Origin of the sequence: Bartonella sp. HY038, from assembly GCF_014117425.1 — a bacterium.
Taxonomy (GTDB): Bacteria; Pseudomonadota; Alphaproteobacteria; order Rhizobiales; family Rhizobiaceae; genus HY038.
Window position 1 is genome coordinate 47270 of the sequence record NZ_CP059726.1, and the last position, 25093, is coordinate 72362.

At 38.0% G+C, this 25093-nt stretch carries 23 protein-coding genes and 1 pseudogene; 9 read left to right on the top strand and 15 right to left on the bottom strand.

The genetic code is table 11. The features are described 5' to 3' along the window. The first annotated feature begins 4 nt into the window (after positions 1-4). Both H3299_RS14715 and H3299_RS14720 read left to right on the top strand, forming a co-directional pair. Entirely contained in the window at positions 5-1135 is a 1131-nt protein-coding gene (locus H3299_RS14715; protein WP_246708262.1) for a peptidogalycan biosysnthesis protein, read from the top strand. Then, positions 1132-2028 carry a hypothetical protein gene (locus H3299_RS14720; RefSeq protein ID WP_182419921.1) on the top strand — a complete coding sequence of 299 codons (897 nt, stop codon included), beginning with the start codon at positions 1132-1134 and terminating at the stop codon, positions 2026-2028. Before H3299_RS14715 ends, H3299_RS14720 begins: the two co-directional genes overlap by 4 nt. Positions 2029-2033: 5 nt before the next feature. On the opposite strand, the gene H3299_RS14725 is transcribed toward H3299_RS14720, so the two are convergent. Continuing rightward, positions 2034-3155, bottom strand: coding sequence for a hypothetical protein (locus H3299_RS14725; RefSeq protein WP_182419922.1), 1122 nt, complete (start codon positions 3153-3155; stop codon positions 2034-2036). An 18-nt stretch (positions 3156-3173) separates the two neighbouring features. Further along, positions 3174-4556 (bottom strand): MBOAT family protein, encoded by a 1383-nt coding sequence (locus H3299_RS14730; RefSeq protein WP_182419923.1) that lies wholly within the window; start codon positions 4554-4556, stop codon positions 3174-3176. Positions 4557-4763: 207 nt separating this feature from the next. On the opposite strand from H3299_RS14730, the gene H3299_RS14735 reads away from it, so the two are divergent. Together H3299_RS14735 and H3299_RS14740 are read left to right on the top strand one after the other, a co-directional pair. Beyond that, positions 4764-5738 (top strand): ABC transporter substrate-binding protein, encoded by a 975-nt coding sequence (locus H3299_RS14735; RefSeq protein ID WP_182419924.1) that lies wholly within the window; start codon positions 4764-4766, stop codon positions 5736-5738. 165 nt (positions 5739-5903) lie between these two features. Continuing rightward, positions 5904-6551 carry a hypothetical protein gene (locus H3299_RS14740; RefSeq protein ID WP_182419925.1) on the top strand — a complete coding sequence of 216 codons (648 nt, stop codon included), beginning with the start codon at positions 5904-5906 and terminating at the stop codon, positions 6549-6551. Between the two features lie 133 nt (positions 6552-6684). Here H3299_RS14740 and H3299_RS14745 read toward each other — a convergent pair whose 3' ends face one another. The 8 genes from H3299_RS14745 to H3299_RS14780 all read right to left on the bottom strand — a co-directional run bounded on the left by H3299_RS14745 (position 6685) and on the right by H3299_RS14780 (position 15591). After that, entirely contained in the window at positions 6685-7497 is an 813-nt protein-coding gene (locus tag H3299_RS14745; RefSeq protein WP_182419926.1) for a DUF2259 domain-containing protein, read from the bottom strand. 180 nt (positions 7498-7677) lie between these two features. Next, the gene (locus H3299_RS14750; protein ID WP_182419927.1) at positions 7678-8211 is read right to left on the bottom strand and encodes a hypothetical protein; all 534 of its coding nucleotides are present in this window, start codon (positions 8209-8211) and stop codon (positions 7678-7680) included. A gap of 267 nt (positions 8212-8478) precedes the next feature. Continuing rightward, on the bottom strand, positions 8479-9183 hold the full coding sequence (msrA, locus tag H3299_RS14755) for a peptide-methionine (S)-S-oxide reductase MsrA (RefSeq protein ID WP_182419928.1): 705 nt from the start codon (positions 9181-9183) through the stop codon (positions 8479-8481). 159 nt (positions 9184-9342) lie between these two features. Next, positions 9343-11238 (bottom strand): cytochrome c biogenesis protein DipZ, encoded by a 1896-nt coding sequence (locus H3299_RS14760; protein WP_182419929.1) that lies wholly within the window; start codon positions 11236-11238, stop codon positions 9343-9345. Positions 11239-11341: 103 nt separating this feature from the next. Further along, a complete protein-coding gene (gene msrB, locus H3299_RS14765) occupies positions 11342-11839 on the bottom strand; it encodes a peptide-methionine (R)-S-oxide reductase MsrB (protein WP_182419930.1) in 498 nt (165 codons plus the stop codon). Positions 11840-12317: 478 nt separating this feature from the next. Continuing rightward, a complete protein-coding gene (locus H3299_RS14770) occupies positions 12318-13703 on the bottom strand; it encodes an amino acid permease (RefSeq protein WP_182419931.1) in 1386 nt (461 codons plus the stop codon). 512 nt (positions 13704-14215) lie between these two features. Beyond that, the gene (locus H3299_RS14775; RefSeq protein ID WP_182419932.1) at positions 14216-15052 is read right to left on the bottom strand and encodes an anti-sigma factor; all 837 of its coding nucleotides are present in this window, start codon (positions 15050-15052) and stop codon (positions 14216-14218) included. Beyond that, complete coding sequence (locus H3299_RS14780; RefSeq protein ID WP_246708263.1) at positions 15049-15591, bottom strand: RNA polymerase sigma factor; 543 nt, start codon at positions 15589-15591, stop codon at positions 15049-15051. The genes H3299_RS14775 and H3299_RS14780 overlap by 4 nt, the downstream gene beginning before the upstream one ends. Before the next feature lie 481 nt (positions 15592-16072). On the opposite strand from H3299_RS14780, the pseudogene H3299_RS14785 reads away from it, so the two are divergent. Next, positions 16073-16279, top strand: a pseudogene (locus tag H3299_RS14785) (MFS transporter); the annotation flags it as partial. Between the two features lie 768 nt (positions 16280-17047). Here the strand turns inward: H3299_RS14785 and H3299_RS14790 are convergent. Genes H3299_RS14790 through H3299_RS14805 form a run of 4 tightly spaced genes read right to left on the bottom strand, consistent with a single transcriptional unit; the run spans position 17048 to position 19019 of the window. Next, the gene (locus H3299_RS14790; RefSeq protein ID WP_182419933.1) at positions 17048-17395 is read right to left on the bottom strand and encodes a barstar family protein; all 348 of its coding nucleotides are present in this window, start codon (positions 17393-17395) and stop codon (positions 17048-17050) included. Then, positions 17392-17769, bottom strand: coding sequence for a hypothetical protein (locus tag H3299_RS14795; protein ID WP_182419934.1), 378 nt, complete (start codon positions 17767-17769; stop codon positions 17392-17394). The genes H3299_RS14790 and H3299_RS14795 overlap by 4 nt, the downstream gene beginning before the upstream one ends. A 51-nt stretch (positions 17770-17820) precedes the next feature. Next, a complete protein-coding gene (locus H3299_RS14800; protein WP_182419935.1) occupies positions 17821-18270 on the bottom strand; it encodes a hypothetical protein in 450 nt (149 codons plus the stop codon). A 35-nt stretch (positions 18271-18305) separates the two neighbouring features. After that, positions 18306-19019, bottom strand: a complete 714-nt coding sequence (locus H3299_RS14805; protein ID WP_182419936.1) for a hypothetical protein — start codon at positions 19017-19019, stop codon at positions 18306-18308. 465 nt (positions 19020-19484) lie between these two features. Here H3299_RS14805 and H3299_RS14810 point away from each other — a divergent pair, with 465 nt between their 5' ends. Further along, positions 19485-20207, top strand: a complete 723-nt coding sequence (locus tag H3299_RS14810; protein WP_182419937.1) for a UTRA domain-containing protein — start codon at positions 19485-19487, stop codon at positions 20205-20207. A 463-nt stretch (positions 20208-20670) separates the two neighbouring features. On the opposite strand, the gene H3299_RS14815 is transcribed toward H3299_RS14810, so the two are convergent. Further along, positions 20671-21168: a hypothetical protein gene (locus H3299_RS14815; protein WP_182419938.1), complete on the bottom strand. Its 498-nt coding sequence runs from the start codon at positions 21166-21168 to the stop codon at positions 20671-20673. Between the two features lie 556 nt (positions 21169-21724). Here H3299_RS14815 and H3299_RS14820 point away from each other — a divergent pair. The 3 genes from H3299_RS14820 (at position 21725) to H3299_RS14830 (ending at position 25076) form a co-directional block, all read left to right on the top strand. Further along, a complete protein-coding gene (locus H3299_RS14820) occupies positions 21725-23035 on the top strand; it encodes an MFS transporter (RefSeq protein WP_182419939.1) in 1311 nt (436 codons plus the stop codon). 368 nt (positions 23036-23403) lie between these two features. Further along, positions 23404-24285, top strand: a complete 882-nt coding sequence (locus H3299_RS14825; RefSeq protein ID WP_182419940.1) for an ABC transporter permease — start codon at positions 23404-23406, stop codon at positions 24283-24285. Next, the gene (locus H3299_RS14830) at positions 24282-25076 is read left to right on the top strand and encodes an ABC transporter ATP-binding protein (protein WP_182419941.1); all 795 of its coding nucleotides are present in this window, start codon (positions 24282-24284) and stop codon (positions 25074-25076) included. The genes H3299_RS14825 and H3299_RS14830 overlap by 4 nt, the downstream gene beginning before the upstream one ends. The last annotated feature ends 17 nt before the right edge of the window (positions 25077-25093 follow it).

A 25093-nucleotide genomic window follows, 5' to 3' on the forward strand; every position in this document is an offset into this window, starting at 1 on the left:
TCAAGTGACTAAGCACAAGGAAATAGGCACGGATAAAGTTATTTATTCGCGCAATAATCTTGAGCCTAGTCATTTGTCTAGCCTCTTTTTTGCTTATTTGCCAAAAGACTTTACAAGCATTAATTTAAATTCTGGTTTGCCTTGCTTTGGCGCTAAGTTTGATCTTTTAACCACGATGGAAAGCGATACACGCAAGCGTATTGGTAGCCTGCCGTTTTTTAAATTATGGTCGCGGCTTTTAAAATTTAACACGCTTTTTGTCGGCACCACGGTAAGTGAATTTACACCCTTAGCTGAAAATTTTGATTTTGACAGCTCAGCTCAAGAATTAATAACCAAAGCAAAGACCAATTATCCTTTGGTCATTGTTAAAGATTTGCCACTGCAAAATCCTTTGGTACGCCTTAGTGATAGTGATGCAAGTTGCAATTTTTTAAACGCCTTAGAGCGTTGCGGCTTTATCAAGGTTGAGGGGCAGGCGCTTGCCTATGTAAAAATGGATTTTACCTCAATTGATGAATATTTGAACCGTTTTTCAAAAAATCGCCGCAAAGATTTTCGCCGTAAATTTCGTCACCGTGATGAATTGATTATTGATGTGCTTGAAGCAGGAAACTCGTTGTTTTTTGATGAAAAAGCACTTGATCAATATTATAGCCTTTATTTACAGGTCTATCAGCAAAGTGAAGTGCATTTTGATCTTTTAAGCCGTGATTTTTTTGCGAGTTTATTGCAAAATCCTGATCCCTCTTTGCGCGTTTTTACTTATAAAACCAAGGATAATCAACTTATCGGCTATAATATTTGTTTTATCCATGACAATAAGCTGATTGATAAATACATCGGTTTTGAGTATCCAGCTGCGATCAATTATAATTTGTATTTTTTAAGCTGGTTTATCAATCTTGAATATGCGCTCGCCCATCGCTTAGAATTTTATGTTGCCGGCTGGACAGATCCTAAAGTAAAAGCTTCGCTCGGGGCAAAATTTGCCATGACGCAACATGCAGTTTACATCCGCAATCCAGTTTTGCAGCGGATTTTAAAGCATTTTCGCCATCACTTTGAAAGTGATAGTATGGCTATAGCGCCAAAAGAAAATAAAGCTGCTACATCGGTGGAGAATAATCTATGAAGCCAATTATTCTCGATTTTGATCACAGCGTTAAATCCTTAGAGGGTGAAATAAGATTACCGCTTAGCGATTATCAAAAAACTATTCGCTTTGCAGCATCGATGCGCAATTATAAAAAGCTTGGGGCTTATCTTGAAGACCAATTGGGTGACCATCAAGGCCCAGTATTTTTAGGCAGTGGTGACTATCATCATATTAGCCATTTGCTCATTGCACGCCAAACCAAATTATTGGGTGATAAACGCCTTACCGTGGTTATTTTGGACAACCATCCAGATAATATGCGTTACCCTTTTGGCATTCATTGCGGCTCGTGGGTAAGCTATACGGCTGCACTGCCATTTGTTGACCATGTCCATGTGCTTGGCATAACCTCAAATGATATTGGTTTAAGCCATGCAGTTGAAAACCGCTTAAACCCACTAATACGCGGCAAGCTTACCTATTGGTCAACTGGTGTTGATGTTGGCTGGGCAAAATATCTCGGCTTAAAAAATTGCTTCATGAGTTTTAAGAATATTGATGATCTGGTGTCAGCCTTTATCAGCGCGCAAATATGCCAAAATCAGTCAATTTATCTGTCCATTGACAAGGATGTTTTATCTAAAGCAACTATTAAAACCAATTGGGACCAAGGGCAGATGGAAATGCGTCATTTGCAGGATTTGGTTGTTGCTTTAAGTCCCTGTATCCGCGCTTGTGATATTACGGGGGAAGTATCAGATTATCAGTATAAAACCCTTGGAAAACGTTTGATGAGCAAGCTTGACGGGCAAAATCCTGTGCCGATCAATGAGCTTGATAGCTGGCAAGAAGAACATCGTATTTTCAATCAAATGCTGCTTGGACTTTTTGCCCGCTTTTGCCCCATATCATCAAGTCTTTCGCGATAATAACCTTATATACCACGCTCAACAAGTACAATTAAAGCAAATCGTGGTTTTTTCTTAGTATTTGCTAATCTTTTTGCAATCTCGTCAGGAGAATTTTTTTGAATATGCATCATTTCAATATGGCTTATCGCACCAGCTAAAAAAGGTTGTATTGCACCGGTAAAAGAATCTCCCACGATCCATAAATCCACCTGATTGGCAGCATCAGGATTAATTATAATATTATTATCTGTTGTTGCAATAGTACCTAAATCGAATTGAGTTTCGCTACCATCTTCTTTTTTAAGCTTGGCATTAGGCGTTGGCGACTTATATTTAATAATATAATTATCGTCATCAATAAGTGGAATGGTGGTAAGGTTGGCAATAGATACAATATCGCCGGCAAAAGATTTTGCCAATTCAATCTTGTAGGGAGGTGGTGGGTTCAAATTCCATTTTTGCAATAGCTTTAATGCAACAAGTTCACCTGCTTTTAAATTCCAATGGGTGTCGGTACGATAATACAACAAGCCTGCCTGCTTACAATTAATTAAATCCTGCGTTGGATCATAAACATCAACACCATCATTTTGCATTTGTGTGATAATTGGTGTTATATAACGCTTGGGTGAAGGTTTAAGTATTGATGGTAAATTTTCTGGATATATACTTTGTTTATCAGGCCCAACCAGAAATATTGTTTTTATCCCATGTTTTTTAAAAACATTTGCATAAGCTTCAAGCCTTTCAACACTTTTTAAGGCATCTTCTTTGGTAAAATGCTTGCTTCCAGTAAATTTATCAATGGTGTTTTCAAAATTATTGCCTAAATACAGCCAGTTTTCGTGCCCCTTAAAAGCCTTTTGCGGATCGATATTATCATTAAAAACAAGAGTAATATTTCTATTTATCCCTATAAGATTAGAGCGGGCTGGAAAATTATCTGAAACGAATTTATCTATATCTGCAAAATACCCCTTGATTGAACGAGAACTTGCATTTTTAATTTTTAAAGGAAATGTTGCAGCTTCGCGTCTTTCGTCAATAAGCAAGCCACCTGTCGGTTTTAAAAAAAGCAATAGTGGGACAGTAAATATTGCTAATAGGAAAAGACAAGAGATTATGTTTTTAATAGTATTTTTCATCTGTTTTCCTTCCTTGGTTTAAAAATTAAAATAAATAAATGGATTGCGTGAATTGGTTAATAGCATGGACATCGATATGACAAATAAAGCTGCCTGTACAAGGTAAATGCTAAAACCAAAGGCGGTTGGCTTATGTGAAGTTGGCTGCGGAATGAACCGATCAGGAATAAGCACAGTAATAATTCCAGCAAGGGTTAAAAGACTGGCAATTTTATAATAGGTGAGAGTAACTTCCATACCTTGGAAACTAAACATATGCTCAATATAGGCCATAGCCGAACTTAAATCATTCGATCTAAAAAATACCCAACCAATCAATACAATGATGATTGTGTAAATCCGCATAACAAAAATTGGCAAACGATCGATTAAAGCTGCAATTGGCTTTAATCGTTCAAACACCAAAAACGCCCCATGCCATAAGCCCCAAATAACAAAGGTGATATTGGCCCCATGCCATAAGCCGCAAAGGAAGAATACAATAATCATGTTACGATAAGTACCCCATTCACCAGCACGGCTGCCGCCAAGGGGAATATAAACATAATCACGGAACCAACTTGAAAGTGATATATGCCAACGACGCCAAAATTCTTTAATTGAGGCAGAGGAATAAGGGCGTTTAAAGTTTTCTTCAAAGCGAAAGCCTATCATGGCGGCAAGACCAATTGCCATATCCGAATAGCCGGAAAAATCAAAATAAATCTGGATTGCATAGGCAATAATACCAATCCAAGCATCTAGCATGCCAATACCGCTAATAGAATTGGCAAAAGCTGCGTCGGCAAGATGGGCGGCCGAATTAGCAATTAAGACTTTTTTGTTGAGACCAACCAAAAAGCGATAGACACCAAAATTGAATAATTCGCGGCTTGGGCCTCGTTGGTCTATGTCATCTTGCACTTGCGCAAAGCGCACAATAGGTCCAGCCACGAGATGGGGAAACATGCAAAAATAGGTTAAAAAATCAAGGGCGTTTTTGGCGGGCTTTATTTGTCCACGATATATATCGATAATATAACTTAAAGCATGGAAGGTAAAAAAACTGATGCCAAGTGGCATAGCATGATGAGAAACTGAAACATTGGGCAATATTAACGACATTGCCCAAACAAAATATTTATAATAAAAAAGAATACCAAGATTAATAAAAACCAAGGTTAGAAGATGAATTTTTTTATGTTTGGAGTTTGCAATATTATTACCTCCAATATAATTTAAAATAGCAAGTCCAAGCAGTAAGAAAACATTATAAGCTTCGCCCCAGATATAAAACAGTAAGCTAATAGCCAATAAAAAACTATTACGTAAATAAATGTTCTTAAACGAGCGCGCAAGCGTGTCTAAAAACAGCGCAAGGGGGAATAGCAAAAAAATAAATGAAAGAGATGAGAAAACCATAAGCCCGCCATTAAATATATCGTTATCCCGCGATATCACGAACTTATACAAAGATCAATTAAAACACGGCCCTTCATTTCATGTTTCATCTTGTGGGGAGAGCGCTATTTTATTTGGTAAAATAATTGCCTTTGTTTATAATTTCATGCATAAAAGTAGCAACAAAACCGTAGATCGCGTTAATCCCACAAAAAAAGGGAATGAATTATGAAAAAAATACTGGTTGCTGCAGTGGCGGCTTTATCCTTTGCATTGCCAAGCCTAACGAGTTTATCGGCAAGCGCTACCGATAAGGTACAAGTTGATATTACTCAAATTGTTGCTCACCCAGCCCTTGATGCAGTGCGCAAAGGCGTTGAAGATTATCTTGAACAGCAAGGCTATAAAAAGGGTGAAAATTTAACCATTAACTTTCAATCGGCACAGGGTAATATTCCAACCGCGACGCAAATTGCCCGTCAGTTTGTAGGTGAAGAACCTAATGTGATTGTCGCCATTGCGACCCCATCAGCACAAACCATGGCAGCAACCACCAAAGAAATTCCAATTGTATTTTCTGCCGTATCTGATCCAGTGGAAGCAAAATTGGTTGCTAGCCTTGACAAGCCCGGCGCTAATGTAACAGGCGTATCAGATCGCTCACCAGTTGATGAACATATCAAGTTATTGAAAGAAATCTTTCCAGATTTAAAAAATATTGGCTATCTTTACAATGCCGGCGAAGCTAATTCTGTTTCTAATCTGAAATTGTTAGAAGAAGTAGCAAAGGCTAATAATATTAATGTCATCCCATCATCTGCATCAAAAGCATCAGATGTGCAAGCTGCAACCCGTTCACTGCTTGGCAAGGTTGACGTTATTTATGTGCCAACTGATAATATGATCATTTCAGTTCTTGAAGGGGTATCTGTGGTTGCTCTTGAAAGTCAAACACCACTATTTACAGCCGATGCAAGTTCGATTGGACGTGGACCATTTGCTGCACAAGGTATTAATTATTATGATGCTGGGCTTGAAACTGGTAAGTTGGTTGAGCGTATCTTAAAAGGTGAAAAGCCAGCTGATATTGCGGTTACGACGCCGCCCGCCAAAGATATTTCAATTGATTTAAAAGCCGCTGAAAAATTAGGTGTAACTGTTCCGCAGGCTGTTATTGATCGTGCTGCCAAAGTTATTCGTTAATTGCTTTAAAGAGAAGTGCACTGCACTTCTCTTTTTGCTTTAATAAACTGCAAAGAACAGTGCTTGAACCCAGCACTACTCTTAAAATCTGGCCCAACATTTGAAAATCAATAATAATATATTTATCAGTGGTTTTGATAATTAGCCTCAAAAGCAAGGTTTAAAATGCTTAAACTTTATAAAACTTTGTCTATTTCTCTATTTTTGATTTTTAGTTTTTTTGGCTATGCCCAATCATCTTTTGGGCAAAATTTTGATGCAGCGCAAAACGAATATTTAAAAACTACCTATGGTTATGAAATTGCTGCATTGAACCAGTTTTATCAAAAAAGAGATGAGGTATTTCTAAATTGTAAGAAAAACAATGATCATTGTATCGAAATGGCAGTGCTCAATTTTTATATGAATATTGAGGAAAAAAGAGACATATTCTTATTATCAACGCAGGCCTATTTTAAAACAACCAGAGATACTAAACTGAGCGATTTTGCTGTTAGCTTTAATTTTCTATGTCAAAATAATAATGGTGCGCGAGAAAAAAGCTTAGAAATCGTCATTGGAAACGAAATATTCAATTATTCAATAGGGGAGGGGTTTAAATTCATCATAAACAACCAACATTTTAAGTTTTTTAAAAATCAAAATAAATTTTTTAATGAAAATAATGATGATATCAATAAAATATTGACGGCTTTTTCTGCCAAACAAGATGCTTTATTGCAAATAATATCTAGAAATACTTATCATGGGTTGCTCATAGCTGATAAACTCAATTTTCCATATGATATTGTTCAAAAAACTTGCGGTTATTGAGTGATGTTAAGTTTTTACAATAAATGACGATTTATTCCATGTAAGCATTTATTTAGTATTTTTTGGCCAATTTATTAAAATCCAAATTAACTTTTCATAAATTTGCTAACTATTGTCATTGTTGGGGTAGGATTTAGTCAATAGGCAGGCTTATTGGAATTGCGATATAGTCATATATGTCGTAAGATTCATAACGTTGTTGTCCAATACCATCGCTAGTGTAGCTGTCATAATATACAGCTATTATAGCAATGATTGGGTTATTTTCAGCCGTATATATTGCTCTTAAGCGATAATTTGTCGCGCATTGCCGCGATTTTGGTAGGTTTTTGTCCTTATAGACTAAAATTTCATTATTATTTTTCGATTTGTAATTTAAGTTAAATGTTTTTCCATTTAGGCAGTCTTTGCGTCTCATTTGTGTATTTTGATCATTAACCTCCAATCGCAAACTATGTAACTGATTGAATCTTCCACGCCATGTGGCAAGGCTACCATCGCCTAGTTGCGATGGTGCCATTGACCATAATAAAATGCCTGGATTTAAAACTTCCTTCGTATCGGGATATTGGTTCTCCGATGCGTAAGAATCGATAAGCTTGTGATGTTCATTTAGTAATACCCACCACATATTATAAGCGTCAGCACTATCATGAGTGGCGCTTAAAAGTATTGGCGAATTAGCGACATATCGATCTGCATTTACATCTAATATATTGAGCTGCGCTGAAGCTGTTGCAATTTTAAAGCCCAGTTGCCCAAATAAATAATAGTCACCATGTTGTGAAAACCCCAATGAAATAAAATCAAGTGCGGGATAGCCAACCAAATTTTGTCTTTTAACGGCAGACTTAGTATTCTCCTCGCCATTTTGCGCCTTGGCTTGCATGGTGCAAGATAATAGAACCGAGCATATTAAAAACTTAAAAAAGTGTTTTGCATACATAAAGACAAATCCGAAAGTAAAATTTCAGTTTGCTAGATTTTTTACTTAATAATTGTCATTTTGATGGCAAAAGGTTCCAAGATTATTTTTAAAACTTTGAGGAATCCTTGGCGCATATAATGCATCGCGAAAAAATCATAGAGCGCGTTGCTGCCCTCAACTTGGTTAATATATGAAAAACTAATTTACGTCGACATCAATATCTTTAAACTGTGGGTAAAGTGTTTTTAATAATTCTAATTGCTCGTGACCTTTAGCATTAACGAAATAGCGCTTACTATCAATCATAAGGGCGACGGTGGGAAGCTCGGATTTTTTTTTATTGCCATCACGCATTTCGACCTCGCTGGACATGGGAATGATCGCATATTTTTCACCATTGCTCAGTTGGCGATAATCAACGTCATTAGGATTAAATTGAAGCTTTACGGACATAATATTTTTATAACTTTCAGTATTCATATTGATTAATATTTCCTTGATCGCATCAATATCAATATCAAGTTCGTTGGCCATTTGCTCATATATTGCAGGCGGGGTTAAACTAATTAATTTTTTAAAATCTTTTGATTGAAAATTGCTTATGAGGTTTGATATTTCTTTTTGCAATTGGGCTTTTTCACTTTCATTCCAATCGCTGCCAGTTGCTTGTTGAGCATAGGTTGGCAAAGTAAAAAGAAAGATAAATACCAATATAGAAAATATTTTTTCCATAATTACTCCAACATATCATCAAAGATAAATAATATTTATCAAATTAATACCATATTATACGGTAAACTCAATTATTTAAATTAAATATTTTTGCATTTGATATTAAAATTTAAAATAAACATATTAATATAAACGTTTTAGGGTTGGTGATAGAAGCAAGCACCGACCCTAAATTATAAAATTTAACTTAATGTCATTTTTAAAAGCTGCTTGTTAATCCTTATCAGCTTTTTTTGGGAATGTTTACACCATTAATAGATATCTAGCTTAAATACCTGTTTGTGCGACGAGACGAGGACTTGAACTATAATATTGAGCAAATAATTGCTTCAAATTTTCGATCTTTGGTAAATCATTATAAAGAATATAGGGTTGGGTTGGATTATTGGTTAAATAATCTTGATGATAGGCTTCTGCAGGATAAAAAGACTTGTCCATTTCAATTTTGGTAACAATAGCACTTTTATAAACACGGGCGGCGTTAAGCTGACCGATATAGGCCTTAGCGATTTTTGCTTGTTCTGCAGTTTGCGGAAAAATAGCCGATCTGTATTGTGTGCCACGATCTGGCCCTTGTCGGTTGAGTAGGGTTGGGTCATGGGCAACCGAAAAATAGATTTGCAAAATTTCACCATAGCTGATTTGTGCAGGGTCAAATGTAACTTTAACCGCTTCAGCGTGGCCAGTTGTGCCACTCGTCACAGCACCATAATTAGCTGTTTCGCTAGCGCCGCCCGCATAGCCGGAAACTGCGCTTATCACACCTTTAGTATGTTGGAAAACGCCTTGTACGCCCCAAAAACAACCACCCGCCAACACTATGACTTGCGGCGCTTTGGCTTGGCTTTGGTCAAGCTTTGGCGGTGGAATGGCAATGCCTTCTTGGGCACTTACCGGCATGAATGTTGCAAAGCCAATCAAGCCTAGCAATGAAGTCATAAGCACTAAAAATGCTTTTATCCTTAATGTCATGTTTGCCTCCGTCAGCATATTTTTTAAAAAAGTGTGAAGCGGTTTTTGTCATCCAAAATACGCTTTTAAAACCTATATTTTAGATAAAATCTGTGCATTATTTTGTTGTAAATATGCGGCAAATTGTAAGTTTACCGCATATTTACGCAGGGGTTTTTATTAGCCAAAGGTAAAGGCATAGGCCTCAACGCCCGGTTGCATAAATTCAATTTCAAAGAGATGATCTTCATCACCTGCGCCTTCTTTTTGGCGGATAAGTTGATAAAGTCTTTGTTCTTTGACAACGCCTTCGCCATTTTCATTAACATCGCTACCACGGGCGTTTTCTGGCGCTTTACCATCAATTTTTACTTTAAAGGCAATGGTTTTACCTTGTTCTTTAGGACCAAGCACAAGGTGTAAATCACGAGCATGGAACCGAAAAACAATGCTGCCTTTTTCACTGTTTAAAGTGGCATTTTCTTTGCCAATCGTCCAATTGCCGTTTAAGCCCCATTCATTAAGGCGTGGATCGCCATCGCTATAATCTTTAGGCGCATTTTCGACAATGCCATCAGGGGAAACAAAATTTTCCGCCCGCTCAAAACCAATATAGGTTTCGGGCGAAAGTACATTGGCTAGGTCAGGTGCGGCTTCTTCGCCGGTTGCCTTTACATCAACAACATTTTTGTCAATATTTGTGTGTCCAGCTTCAGCTAATAGGCTTTGAATAACGCGCTCGGATTGTTCATAATCGCCTTCACCAAAATGATGGTGGCGAATTTGCCCGTTAGCATCAATGAAATAATGGGCAGGCCAATATTGATTTTTATAAGCACGCCAAATGGCATAGCGATTATCAACCGCCACCGGATAAGTGACATTTAATTTTTGCGCAGCGTTTTTGATGTTATTGACATCACGCTCAAAAGCAAATTCAGGGGAGTGAACGCCAATAACAACTAAACCCTGATCCTTATATTTTTCTGCCCAAGCACGAATATAGGGAATGGTTCGCAAGCAATTTATGCAAGAATAGGTCCAAAAATCCACCAATACCACCTTGCCTTTAAGACTAGCAAGGTCAAGCGGCGGTGAATTTATCCACTCGGTAGCGCCGGTAAAATCGGGGGCTGCGCCTTCAATCGGTAATTGCGGCGTGGCGCTTTGCTCACGATTGCCACTCATCATCATGGCATTATTGCCGGCCATCATTGCATTGCTGCCCGACATTGCATTGTTACCAGCATTATCTGCTGCGCCATTTGCGCTCATCATTGCCGGATTTGCTGCCATCATGGCATTGCTAGAGCCATTATTATTTGGCGCATTATTATCGGGGGGTTCATTATCGCTGGCAAAACGTGACATCAAATTTTGCTCAAGCGCATTGGTGCTAGCGGTTGACACTTGGGTTAAATAGCCAGTATCAAGGCCGCTAGCAATTGCTCCAACGGCCAATAATACCACAATGCCAAGGCCGCGCCGCGCCCAATCGGTAACGCCAAATGAACGTTTTAATAAACTAACCAAACGGCCACCCACTAATAAAATAACTGCAAGCGATGTAATTGCCCCTAAAGCATAGGCAAGCAGCAAAATAGACGTGTTGGCATTGGGGCCATTAATCGCCGCACCGGTAAGGATAAGCCCAAGTATAGGGCCCGCACAAGGCGCCCATAAAAGCCCAGTTGCCACACCCAAAAGCGCGGAGCCCCAAATATTACCTTTTTTTGCATTATTGTCGACATCATTGGAAAGACGGTTGCCAAGCGCCACAAAGGGCGCGGCAAATTTAGTTGCAAGGCTTGGAAAAAGCAGCGTTATCGCAAAAAGGGCTAATAGGATAAGTGCAAATAAACGCCCATATTGATTGGCTGCAACTACCCAGCCACCCGCAACTGCCGCGAGTGACGCAACAATTGCAAAGCTTATTGCCATACCAAGTAACATTGGCAAGCCAGAGCGCATGAAAGGCTGACCGGTGCGCGTAAATACGAAGGGCAAAACCGGCAATATGCATGGGCTGATGACGGTTAAAACGCCGCTAAGATAGGCAATTACAAATATCAGCATATTTATCTCAATTCTATAAGTTAAAACAGTTAAGATTGCATCCCTGTTTATGTCGCGTGTAGGCTTTCAACAAAATTGCAAAACCAATCGCGTATTAATTAGATCATATTGCTTTAAAGGTCATAGCATCGCCATTCATGCAATAGCGCAAACCGGTCGGCTTTGGCCCATCATTAAAAACATGGCCTAAATGGCCACCACATTGCGCGCAATGTACTTCAACGCGCACCATGCCATAAGATGTGTCTTTTGTTTCACCAACCGCATTTTTAAGTGGCGCCCAAAAGCTTGGCCAACCTGTACCACTGTCAAATTTGGTGCTTGACGCAAAAAGATCACTTGCACATCCCGCGCAAGCAAAAGTGCCACGGCGGTGCTCGTCATTTAATGGGCTAGAATAAGGACGCTCAGTGCCGTGTTGACGTAATACTTGATATTGGCGATCATTAAGGCGTTTTTTCCACTCATCATCACTCAATGACACGGGGAAGGCGGCGGCACCTTGTGATGCCGCATTGGCCGAACGATTTACTTGCGATGCAAGACCAAGTGCCCCTGCACCAATAGCCCCGCTTAATAAAAAACCACGTCGGTTGATCATAGACTTTTCCTTTTAATAGGGCTTTTCCTAAATGTTTAGGATTGCCTATAATTAATTTGGCTGTTTCATATGATAGTAAGACTATTGACGCACGATTTTATTCCCATTAAAAAAATTTAATGGTCGTTGGCGTTATTTTGGCAATTGATGGTATTTTAAAAATAAAAAGTGAGCTTTAATAAATATTTTGGATACCAATAGACCCACAGAAACAATTTTTTAAAATTTGAAGCGGAGAATTTTAGATATTATTTGCTTATCGCTGAAGCGAGAAGCGAAGGGTGAGGGTAGCTTTTTGATAAAATTACCAGCATAATTTGTGATGGAGTTTAATTTTAAATACTGGTTTGAGGCCCACTTTATAGAAAGTGGTTACATTATAAAGAGGCACGTTTTAAAGAGATACCTTAAAATTTTAAATAAAATCCCGATTTGACAATTTCAGATCGGGATTTTTTATTTTTTTAAAAGCTATCCATTAATCTTCTTTTTTAAGGACAAAACGTCCATCCTTATCAAGATATTTAATTGCCAAATAGCAAATGGTAAGCCAAGCAAGCCAGATAAGACCGACCCAAAGCGCAGCCCTAGTACTTTCCACTACGCCTAATAAAACAATGATAAATACCATGAATAAGATGGCGACGACTGGACCAATTGGCCAGAAAGGAATTGGATATTTAAGCGCAGCAGCTTCTTCCTTGGTCATTTTCATACGCATGAAGAATTGTGATAAAAGGATCATTAGCCAGACAAAAACCGTTGCAAAAGTTGCCATAGCCGCAATTAAAAAGAACAAATCATCATGGAAGAAATAATTAAGAACAACACCGGCAATTAACACAATAAACATCACGCCAATTGCTAATACTGGCACACCATTTGGTGCAACATGGCGCAAATGCTTTAGCGCGTGGCCTTCTTCGGCAAGGCCATGCATCATACGACCTGCTCCATAAAGATCGCTATTAATCGCTGAAATTGCAGCAGTTACCACAACAATATTCAATATATTAGCTGCATAGCTTACGCCTAGACTTTCAAAAATTAATGTAAATGGACTGCCGCCTAAACCAATTTGATCCCAAGGATAAATTGACATTAATACGGCCAAAGTCATAACGTAGAAAAGCAAAATACGAAATGGAATGGCATTAATGGCTTTTGGAATATTTTTATCAGCATCTTGTGCTTCTGCTGCGGTAAGGCCAATAATTTCAATACCACCAAAAGCAAAAACCACAACGCTAAATGCAGCTAAAAAGCCAAACCAACCGTTTGGAAACCAACCGCCATGAGACCAAAGATTATGAATACCTGTTGGTTGTCCACTTGTGGTTGAAAACCCAAAAAGAATAATTGCAATACCACCAATAATCATTGCAACAATAGCTGCAACTTTAATAAATGAAAGCCAAAACTCTAGCTCACCAAATAATTTAACTGAGGTAAGATTTAAACCGCAAATAATCAAAGTGACGCCAAGTGTCCAAAGCCAAGGTGACACATCAGGGTACCAAAAAGCCATATAGGTAGCAAAAGCGGTAATATCAGCAAGGCATACAAGCGCCATTTCAAAAATATAAGTCCAACCGGTAACAAAGCCTGCCCAAGGGGAAATATAATTGGCTGCATAGCGGCCAAAAGAACCAGGTTGCGGTTTGCGCATAACCATTTCGCCAAGGGCGCGCATAACCATAAAAGCAATAAGACCTGAAATAATATAAGCAAATAAAACACTAGGGCCGGCAAGGTTAATGGCTTTAGCCGATCCGTAAAACAACCCCGTACCAATTGCCGAGCCTAGGGCAATGAAAAGTATGTGGCGCCGTGACAGGCCTTTTTTTAAACCATGATCGCTCATCTCGTCCTCCTCCTTGATAAATCAATAAACATGAATGGGAAATGAGCCATGTGACTCAAGACTTCCGCATATCTTGCCGCCTTTGCCCTTAGCTTTTTAATCAAATTTATTTAAAACGCTAGTGCGCTTGTGTATTTATCCGTTGACGGTTTGACGCAGTCTTTAAACCCTAGTCATTATTGATACAAGATCAACAAAATAATGAAACAATCCCTCAATCAAGTTGAACATGTCTTATAACAAGGATTACAGTTTGTTACGCCTTATCAAGATATATATTCAGTCTCCCTTGCGTTTAATGTATATACATAATTAAAAAGGCGCAAGTTTTTTACGATTTCGTTTTAAAATAAATTTAAAAGCAATAATGCGCGCTTCAAAAATTGTGGCAAAAATGAGAATAATTTTTTAAAATCAATGATTAATCATAGCTTGCCTAATGTGGAAAACTTAAAAAGGCCGATAGCGTCATGCTATAGGCCTTTTTAAATATTACTAAAAATAAGGTTAAATTAAATATTTTGGCGAATTTGTCGGCGTACCTCATTAGCCAAGGGGTGCAAAATTTGCGGATTTAATTCACTAACCACGCTATAACCAAGCCCTGCATCAGCCCACATGAAGCCATGAATATTCTCCATGCTAACTGCCTCCATATTGCCAACTTTTTCGCGCGGCATCGGCCGGGTTAAAATGGCTAAGCGATTACCATTTTTATTGCTATACATAAACAAAACCGCAGCGCCTTGCACAGTTGGCACCATTTGTCCGCCAATAAAATCATAGCCAGTGCCAGTTAAATCGGGAATATTAAAAGGATGGCCGGTTGTATTGCTAACAAGGCTGGTAAGCTCCTGCTTTTGTGCTGCATTTATAGTGCCAAAAGTGGTTTTTTCGGGGGCAAAAATATTGTAGCTCACAGCGGCCATGCGGCTTAAATTTGGAAGATCACTTTTATTGGCCATCTCCATACCGCGCATAGTCCAGCCAGAAAGAGAGCCTATAGCAATAAAAAATAGTGCCGCCGCAATTTTAGACCAATATCCGCTCCAATCGGGTAATTTCCACCAAGTGGATTTTATTTTTTTTACGCCTTTATGATTATACTTTGCTCTTTCTTCAATAAGCGTGCGCAAATTAAGAGCGCATGGGATTGGCTCATCAATAATTGGGGCAAGGGCTTGGCGCAGCGCTGCCGCTTCTTGGCAAAAATGAGCAATATTATCAGCCATGTCGCTGTGTTTAGCCAAATAATCAGTAACTTCGGCTTGCCGCACGCCATCAAGGCGGTTGTCAATAAAGGCTTGCAGATCATCTTCAGTGATTGGAGTTGTGGGGCGATCTGTCATTTTATTCTCCGCAAATGGCTGTTCGCATCATCTTTTATGCTGTTTTGAAGAGTGCTTTTGGGAGCGGTTAATATTTTATGCAATTGAATGCGCGCCCGTGATAAGCGCGACATTACCGTGCCAAGTGGAATTTGCTGCATTTGCGCCACTTCACTATAAGAAAAGCCTTCAACCGCCACTAATAATAAAAGTGTTTTATGTTCAGCGGTTAGTTGGTCAATCGCTGCCATAACATCCTTATAATAAAGATCATTTTCTTGGGCTGCCGCATAACTTGTACTATTTGCTTCATCTAATTCGATAAGATGGGGCTGGTTTTGCACGCGCTGTAACCGCGTGATGGCAAGATTATGCAAAATAGTAAATAGCCAAGCGCGTGCACTTTTATCACTTTGGCGTTGGTGCCAGCGGTCTATTGCGCGTTCAAGACAATCTTGCACCAAATCATCTGCGCTTTCCTTATTACGCATTAAAGCGCGGGCATATCGGCGCATCGTGGGAATATGCGGTTCGATTATGCCTATCATGTCTTCATTCATTACTGCAGCCTTACTATAATGCCCCAACGATGATCATCATATCGAATGCATTGATTTAATTAGCCTCGTTAAAGGGTTAGACATTTTTTTGGTAATTTTATTCCCTAAGGCGGTATTTTTTTGTAAATTATTATTGTATTGAAAATGTGGAATGTATTTTTTAAATAGCCTTTATATAGTATTAAATATCCTAAATATTTGTATTGAATGATATATTTTTTAATAAAATTACCATGATCGTTATTTTATTAAAAATCTGCCTATTGTTTGATGTTAAAACTAAAATTTAAGTTGTATTTTTTATAATGGCATAGGCATTACAGCGCGTAAAAATGAAGCTGCGAAATGTTATAAATTAGCTGCTGATTAGGGCTATATAGCTGCGCAAAATACTTCACAGTTTTCAATGCGTGAATGCTTGATGGCATTGATTATTCAATTCTGCTTTTCATCTATGCGCTTTGTGTTTTGCTTTGCCTGCAACTTTTTGAAAGGCACCGCCGCCGCAACAGGTTTTGCCCTTGCCATATCCCTTGCCAATATTGCTGGTATGGTGTCTAATACGCTGATTGGCATAACAATTCATCTAACCGGGTCAGCACATGGCGCTTTATGGATTTTTGCCGGCTTTTTAGCGTTAAGTTGTTGCCTTGTCGGGCTTTTGCCGGCGCGTATTGTCAATCGCTAGTTCATTTTGATAGTACCATTGGTTTCGTTAATAAATAGGCGTAAAAAATTCATGTGTCTTGCATTTTTTATTTCACGTTAAGGCAAATTGGCAAATAAGGATATTAAAAATGTATAAAAAAACCTGATAACCCTTGGCCAATATATTTAAGTGATGAGCGTTATTGCTATATTAATTCGCCAGATGGTAAAACTAAACAATGGATTATTTTTTATGCTCGAGCCTGTACACATGATGATATTGAATGGAAGATTAGAAATGATATATTTGAACATTCGAATTTGCAATCTCAAATAGAAAAAATTGGTCGCCCATTACGAGATGACCTTTACTGGACATATACAGTGATGGCTTTTGTGGTGTGGAATAAAGACTATGATGACCATGTCGTTATGATTGACGAAGCACCAGAAACAGAACCATTTTTCGTAAGAGACTATTTTGATGACTATCATGAAATGTTGGATTTCTTAAAAAAACATATAAGCTTGAATTAGAGGATTTTGGCTTTCATGGTAATAAAAACTTTCCACGTGATGCACATTTTAGAGATTCATACCATGTTAATTACATATGATAATATTGTATAATGAAAGTCGTTGTATTTAGGCTTGGTTAATTCTAACTTGAACGATTGAGGGAAATCTATCCGAGCCGCAAAAAAGGTTCAAATTTGCAATCGACAAAAATTCAACAATTAAAAAAGTTCCATAAGATATCTTATGTGATTATCTTATCGTAAAACGACACGATTATTCAATCTCATAATTATAGATTGCGAATAGGTAAAATTGGACGAAGGCAATAGCGCCCCTGAAGCCCAATAATTGTTAAACGCTGATTAATGCCAGTAATTAGGTCGAGCAGATGTAGGATAATATTTTTGTTTTCAGTGTAAAAAACAAATTCCAAAATTGTCTCGCTATCGCAATTATTGGTTACTTGACAAAGGCTTTGTTCACCATAATAAATAGATGACAGACAATCTAACACCGCATTGCCGTTATTACCAAAGCCACTAAAAAAGCCAAAGGCGTTATTAAGTGCTGTATAAAGCTTTTGCGCTGTATCGACATCGCGTAAATCAAGCTCAATAACAAGGTTTTGCGCGCTCATTTCTTTAACTTTGCACTTTGTTTGATTGCACCATTCATCGCATAGACAATATCACCCATGTCCCGCTCTACCCTTGCCGGCGCACCAATAAGCCCTATTGCACCGCGCGAAAAATGTTGTATTTTTTCACGCATTTTCACAAAAAAGCGGTCGGTAATAATAAATAAATTATCATCAATCATTAAAAAATCACACTTAAAATCAACAAATATTAACACATCGCCGAGATCAAAGCAGTGCCATTTTTCTTCATCAATAGTTTCAATAAAATATTTTTCTAAGCAATAAAAATTATCCCAAGGTCGCCCGATGAAGCCAAATGGAAATATTGGCGTAACATGTTGACCAATAAGCTTAGTAAAATTGGTGAGCATTTACGCGGTCCTTGCAAATATAAGGGAATAATTGGTCAATCAATGACCGATTTATGCCCCATAAAATGATTCAGCATCGAAAGCTGTACTGCTATTTAGTTTTAATACAGCCTCAATAAAATCGGTTGGCGGTAGATAATCATGGCAATCAACCAAATGATGAATGGTACCATAAGTGAAGTAAAAGCACCTATCATCTTTGGCTGATGGAATGATTATTTCCAAATGGTTAAGTAACATCTCGTTAAAATAGTAAAGCTCGATCCATGGTGGATCAACAAGGCGTGGACAACACGGGCAATAATAATACCCGCGTATCCTACCGCTAATAATATTAACATTGGCAATTTTTCCTTGTATAAGCATCGCCAATTTTTCTTTAAATTCTTGCGATGTTTTACCTTGAGTAAAAGGCATGGTTTTATCAAAACGTCCAATATTAAGTAATTTGAAATTTTCTTCTAGCGGAAACTCATAAGGGGTTAAATCCGCATAGTTCATCAAAACCCCTCCATTTCATTTTGGTTTTTTAAATTTTATTCGCTTTCATCAATTACTCGATGTCCGTTTTGATCTTTTTGATCAATAAGTTTTTTTTGTAAAGTCAAAATCTGTTTAATAAATTGGTCATCCTCTTTGAAATCATTGCTAATTGATAATGCGTTCAAACGTTGTTTGGCAGCATCAAATTGACCCGTGCGGCGCTCAAGCTCAAGCGCAATTAAATTGGCATTAACCCATCGTGCATTTTCAAATAATTGAGCAGTGCTTTGGTTTTGTGCAAGCTCATCAATATATTTATTATACTCAGCAAGTGCTTCCTTCTGATACGGCACGGTTGGAGATTGCCAAGTAGCTTGCAGTAAAGTCGTTGCAATGTCGCCTGTTGGTTCTTTAAGCACTCTTTGCAATTGTGCAGCTCTATAATAGGTTGGTGTATTGATTATTTTTTTATATTCGGCACTTTCAACATAAGGCGTTAAAATTTTTAATTCTTCTTCAGTGAAATCGTCTTTAAAGATTACGAATTGATTATCGGGACAAACAGCAAGCGTCCAAGGAGCTGGCATTGGACCAATCGGCTTAAAATCTAGCATTTGCCCAAAAGATGTGCCACTGCCGTCCATTTGTGTGGAAAATTTTTGCCCTCCTATTGGGCAAACAAATTCTTGCATAAAGACTGTGCGGGCATGAACACCGGTTATACTCATTAATGAAATTAAAATTAGAGTTATTGCTTTCATCTTCATGGAAGTAATCCCTTTGTTTGTTCATTTTAATTAATCTAATTTAATCTTATATTTTATAGTCCTAATTTTACTGCCATTTTAAATAAACCCATTGTAAAAATATTATATAATTGGCTCACTATGTTTATTTATAATTTAAATACGTCAAAATTATTGTATAAATATGTGTTTAAAACTAACAGCTTTGATAATTCAATGCGAATATTGATTATTCCATGGCAGATACGTTTTGACATCGACATTTCGTGCAGGTAATAGGTGAAATTGAGCTTTTAATATGCGACTTGGCAATATCATAGCAAAAGCGTTTCTATTTTACCCCTCCCCCAAATTTTGATTGATTATATTTCAAAAACTTGCACAAAATTAAAGCATTTTTTCCAAATATGACAAAAATATTGGCAAAAAGAGCACTGACACCCTATTATATAAGTTTGGGGAACTTTTAAAAGCGAATGAAGTGAGATGACAAAACACTCAAATGAAACCAGACATCAGCAGATCCTGAATGATATTAGCGACAAGATATTGACGGGAAAATGGAGCCCTGGCTTTCAACTACCTTTTGAGGTTGATATGGCTGAACATTATGGTGTTTCGCGTATGACTGTCAATAAAGTGATGATGCAGCTGGTGGCTGCAGGTATGATTGAACGGCGGCGCAAAAAGGGTAGCTTTGTCCGTATGCCGCAAAGCCATGCTGCTGTTTTACCGATTAATGAGATTTCAATGGAGATTGAAAGCCTTAATCTTAGCTATAGCTTTAAAATCATCTCTGATACTATTCGCCAAGCTGATGCACATGATAGATTGCATCTTGATATCGGCAATGAAAGCTTGGTGCGCGACATTAGCTGTTTGCATTTTGGTAATCATCACCCTTTTTGTTTGGAGCGGCGTTTAATCAACCTTACAAGCGTTCCTGAAGCCAAAGACGCCGATTTTTCAACCATAGCGCCAGGTAATTGGTTGGTGGACCAAGTGCCGTGGAGCAGCGCCCATAATGAAATTAAAGCGCGCAATATTAATGCTGCAACCGCTAAAATCCTCAATATTGGCGAACATAGCGCTTGTCTTTGCGTTGAGCGTTTTACCAAAAATAATATTGGTGTTGTCACCTTTGTGGAGTTAACCTATCCGGGTGATCGCCATAGTATTATTGCAGAATTTACACCCAATGCAAACTAGCAGCAAATATTAGCATCTGCGAAAGGCGGCAATATTTTATAGGTTTTTATCAAGGCAGCAAACTACTTGGCCTTTTCGCAAAGTTTAAATTTGACGCATTTACGCCTTAAACGCCGTGTTTATCAATTGCTCGATAGAGTTATTTCCCCAAATCTAACCCTTTAACCTTGATACCGCGCGCAAATAACAACTCCTCAATATCCCTTTAGCTTAAACCATATCGAGCTACTTGGCTGTCACCTGAATAATGATCCTTGCGTCAAAGTGCCTAACTCGTAAAATTGGCTTTAAAACCATTCCTTGAGCAATTACTTTTTGATTTTAAAATAATTTATTTTTTAATCTTTTGAGCCACTATATATCCCTATAATAGGCAGGCCCAAGAGGTAGATAACTCTCAAGGTTTTATATTTTTAACATTAACGCACATTACGAAAAATATTTACGACAAGGCCTGAATATTTCAATCTGCTTTTGTTTGAAAAAAAGTTAGTTCTGCTGAGGTCCAATATTTTTCTTTATCAGGGATTAAATCATAAAATTCTTCATATAAACCTGTCCATGTTTCTGGGACATAGTTTTCAAAAGAAATCATATCACGATAATAAGAATATAAATATTTTTGATCAAAATCGATCAACAAAGAGGGTAAAAAAGAATAAAAATCATTTAAACTATTAATTTCTTTTTCTAATTTTTTTAATTTCAATTTCGTCTTATCATCAATTATATAACTTGAAGCACATTTTAAGAACACATTTAAATTATCTTCATTTAATATTTTAATTCCAAATCGAAACGAGAAATCAGTTATGATATGTTTATCATCTGCATTGCGGTTCCAAATGCTATAGTCCATATACCAAAAGTCTTTAGGCCCATGCATTAATATATATGAGTTTTTGTATTTTAGATAAACAAGAATTTCATTACCGCAATTTATATCATCCATAAAATTCATTCAAAATCTCCTATTTGCTTCTAATTTTAGCAAAGCCCTTACGGGGGCTGTATTTTAAAAAACGTTGTTTGATGTTGAAAAATTCAATGTTTAATAAACACTGACAAGCTTTTTATGTGCGAGGGTGAAGAATTTCATAAATCAGATATATAAATAATATCATCAAAAGCGATGATTTAGTAAAATTTGATAAAAATGATTTTATTATTAGTTATGCGGCTAAATATTTTAAGCTTAATTTTGCAATATTTAGCTATCAAACCAATTGCTGGGTTAATTTTTTAGTGCTTACTCATATTACCAATGAAAGAATTTGTAATATTCCGTGATTCTTTAAAAAACTAAATGCAGTCGCCACTCATCAATGGCATGAATTGATGTATAAAGAGAATTTATGACCCGTAAATTTAAAATAATTTGGCAAAAGTAAGGCAAGCTGCCTTATTTCAGGATTTCTATCACTTTTTAGTCATATTTTATTCGAATTTTGCTTTGCAAGTTGGCAAAGTTCCTCTAGTTTGCCAAAAAATGATTAACGAAACAAATGGAACTTTAAATGACAGCACCCACGCGTTCAGAAGTGATGAACAAGCGCGTTCTTGCCGCAAGTCTTATCGGCAGCGCCATCGAATGGTTTGACTATTTCCTTTATGCCACTATGGCAGCTTTGGTTTTTAACAAACTCTTCTTTCCAGAGTTTGACCCGATTGTCGGGCAAATGCTCGCTTATCTTACCTTTTCGCTAACCTTCTTTGTCCGGCCGCTTGGCGGTTTCATCTTCTCCCATATTGGTGATAAGATTGGCCGTAAAAAGACCCTGGTTCTCACTCTATCGCTTATGGGTATTTCAACCTTTGGTATTGGTATTTTGCCAACCTATGACCAAATAGGCGTTTGGGCGGCTGTATTGCTCATTGTTTTACGTCTTATTCAAGGCCTAGGCATTTCAGGGGAATGGGGTGGCGCATTATTGCTTGCTTTTGAGTATGCACCATCAAATCGTAAAGGTCTTTTTGGTTCAGTGCCTCAGCTTGGCGTGCCGCTCGGTCTCGTGCTTGCAACGGGTGCTTTGTCTTTGGTAAGCCTTTTGCCACAAGAACAATTTATGAGCTGGGGCTGGCGTCTTCCTTTCATTGGTAGTATTTTGCTGGTTTTTGTTGGACTTTGGATCCGTAAGGGTGTTGATGAAACACCTGCTTTCCGTGAAACCCAAAAGGCTGGTAAAATTGCCTCTGTGCCGATTGTTGATACATTCCGTGACCATTGGCGCGAAGTGTTAATCGCGACCGGTGCAAAAGTAGTTGAGACCGCACCATTTTATCTTTTCACCACCTTTATTATCAGCTATGCAACCAACCAATTAGATATTGAAAAGTTTTACGCAATTAATTCGGTGACTGTTGCATCTATTGTAACAATCCTCTTTATCCCTCTTATGGGGCTGATGTCAGATATATTTGGTCGTAAAAAAGTATTTCTTTTTGGCTGTGTTCTTATGGCAGCCTTTGCATTCCCATATTTTATGATCCTTGATACACGCACAATTACCGGTGTTTTTGCCGCAACAATTATTGGTGCAGGTATCGTATGGGCGCCGCTTACTGCAACCCTTGGTACTTTAATGTCTGAAATATTCTCAGCACGGGTGCGCTATACAGGTATTACTCTTGGCTACCAAATTGGTGCCGCTTTTGCTGGTGGTACAGCACCCTTTATTGCAACCATGTTGCTTTATAAATTTAATGGTGCATGGTTTGCCGTTGCCTTCTATATCATTTTCTGTGCAATAATCTCATTTGTATCAGTGATGTTTGCTCGTCCAATTAAAGACCCCCATCACACTGAAATTAAAGAAATAATTAAATAGCAACTAATCAAAAAGCCCCTTTTATTTAACGTAAAAGGGGCTTTTTTTATATTGAAATTTTTGTTGATTAATGATTACAACGGTTCTGCCCTGCCCGTTTAAAGTATCAATTAAGGAAATAGTCCTTTCGTTTTTATATTATGAATATTAGCAAGAGCTTGATTCCATATAGCTCTTAATGCATGATTTTCAAAAATGTGCTTGAAAACCAATCAAATTTTAGCCAATACCCTATAAAAATGCGCTTAAACATTGACATTTTTCGATAAATGTTGAAATCCGTTTGAATTGATATAAACAAGGACGCTATTGAGAATACGAGTAATGCTTAAAACAATATATATCGAGAAGAACAGAAAGGTTGGACCATGAGCATGTTTGCCTTTACGGGCGCCGTAGAGATGGGCTTCATACTAGCCTTTGTTGGTATTGGTGTTTACTTGTCTTTTAGGGTTCTAGATTTTCCAGATCTTACCGTAGATGGTAGCTTTGTGCTGGGTGGTGCGGTTTATGTTGCATTGGTTGTCGCTGGGTTTAATCCTTGGCTTGCTATGGTAGCGGCTTTTGCGGCCGGAAGTTTAGCAGGACTTGTAACAGCATTGCTTAATTTGCAATTTGATATTTTGAATCTTCTTGCTTCCATTTTGGTTATGACAGCCCTTTATTCGATAAATTTGCATGTTATGGGAGGGGGCAATTTACAAGTTGGTAATGCGCCTTCAATTTTTACGCCATTTGAAGGACTATTTGGCCTAAAACCATTTTATATGCGTATTATTGTCATTGGCATATTAGTTTTCATTACGGCTTTGATTTTTTGGCGGTTTCTTGCAAGTGAAACCGGGCTTGCTATTCGCGCAACCGGTATCAACAAAAAAATGGCGAGTGCACAGGGCATTAATACCTCGTTTCAGGTCTATCTCGGTCTTGCTTTATCAAATGGCTTAGTGGCAATTGGTGGCGCCCTTTTTGCGCAGGTTAATCATGGTATGGATATTACCGGCGGTATAGGAACCATTGTTTTTGGTCTTGCAGCGGTCATTATTGGAGAAGCATTATTTCAAACTCGCAATCTGCTTGTTATTTTAATATCCTGTATTATTGGTTCAGTGCTTTATCGTATTGCTGTCTTTTTAGCTTTGGGCGGTATTTTGGGCGTAGACCCATCAAAAGATATGCAATTGGTAACCGCAACCATTGTGGCTCTCTTTCTTATTGTGCCTAAATATTTGGGAGCAAAAAAAATATGATTAAGCTTTCTCATATTGATGTTGTCTTTAAGAAAAACACTCCACTTGAAAAACGCGCCCTCATTGACATTAATCTTGAAATAGAACGCGGCAGTTTTGTCACCGTTATTGGCTCCAATGGTGCGGGTAAATCCACCATGCTTGGAGTTTTAGCAGGCGATATTTTGCCAACCAATGGCAAAGTAATGATTAATGATAGTGATGTTACAAAAAAGCCAACGGCAAAGCGCGCTAACCAGATTGCTCGTGTTTTCCAAGATCCGCTAGCTGGTAGCTGTGGCTCGCTTACTATTGAAGAGAATTTAGCACTTGCGGCAAAACGTGGTGAAAAACGCGGGTTAAAATCGGCAATTGGTAAAGAGCGTCATAAAGAATTTCGTGATCGCATTGCGGCCCTTGGTCTTGGACTTGAAGACCGTATTCAAAACCGCATGGATATGCTTTCTGGTGGACAACGCCAAGCAGTATCGTTGATTATGGCAACCTTGGCAAAAGCCGATATATTATTGCTTGATGAGCATACTGCCGCGCTTGACCCAGGCATGGCAGAATTTGTGATGAAACTTACCGACCGTATTGTGAGCGAAAATAAGTTGACCACCTTGATGGTGACCCACTCTATGCGCCAAGCACTTGATTATGGCAACCGTACTTTAATGTTGCATGGTGGTAAAATTATTCTTGACGTTGCCCATGAAGAACGCCAAGGCTTAGATGTACCCGATTTACTAGATATGTTTGCCAAAGTGCGCGGTGAAGCACTTGACGATGATAAGTTGCTGATGGATTAAACAAAAGCCGCAATAAA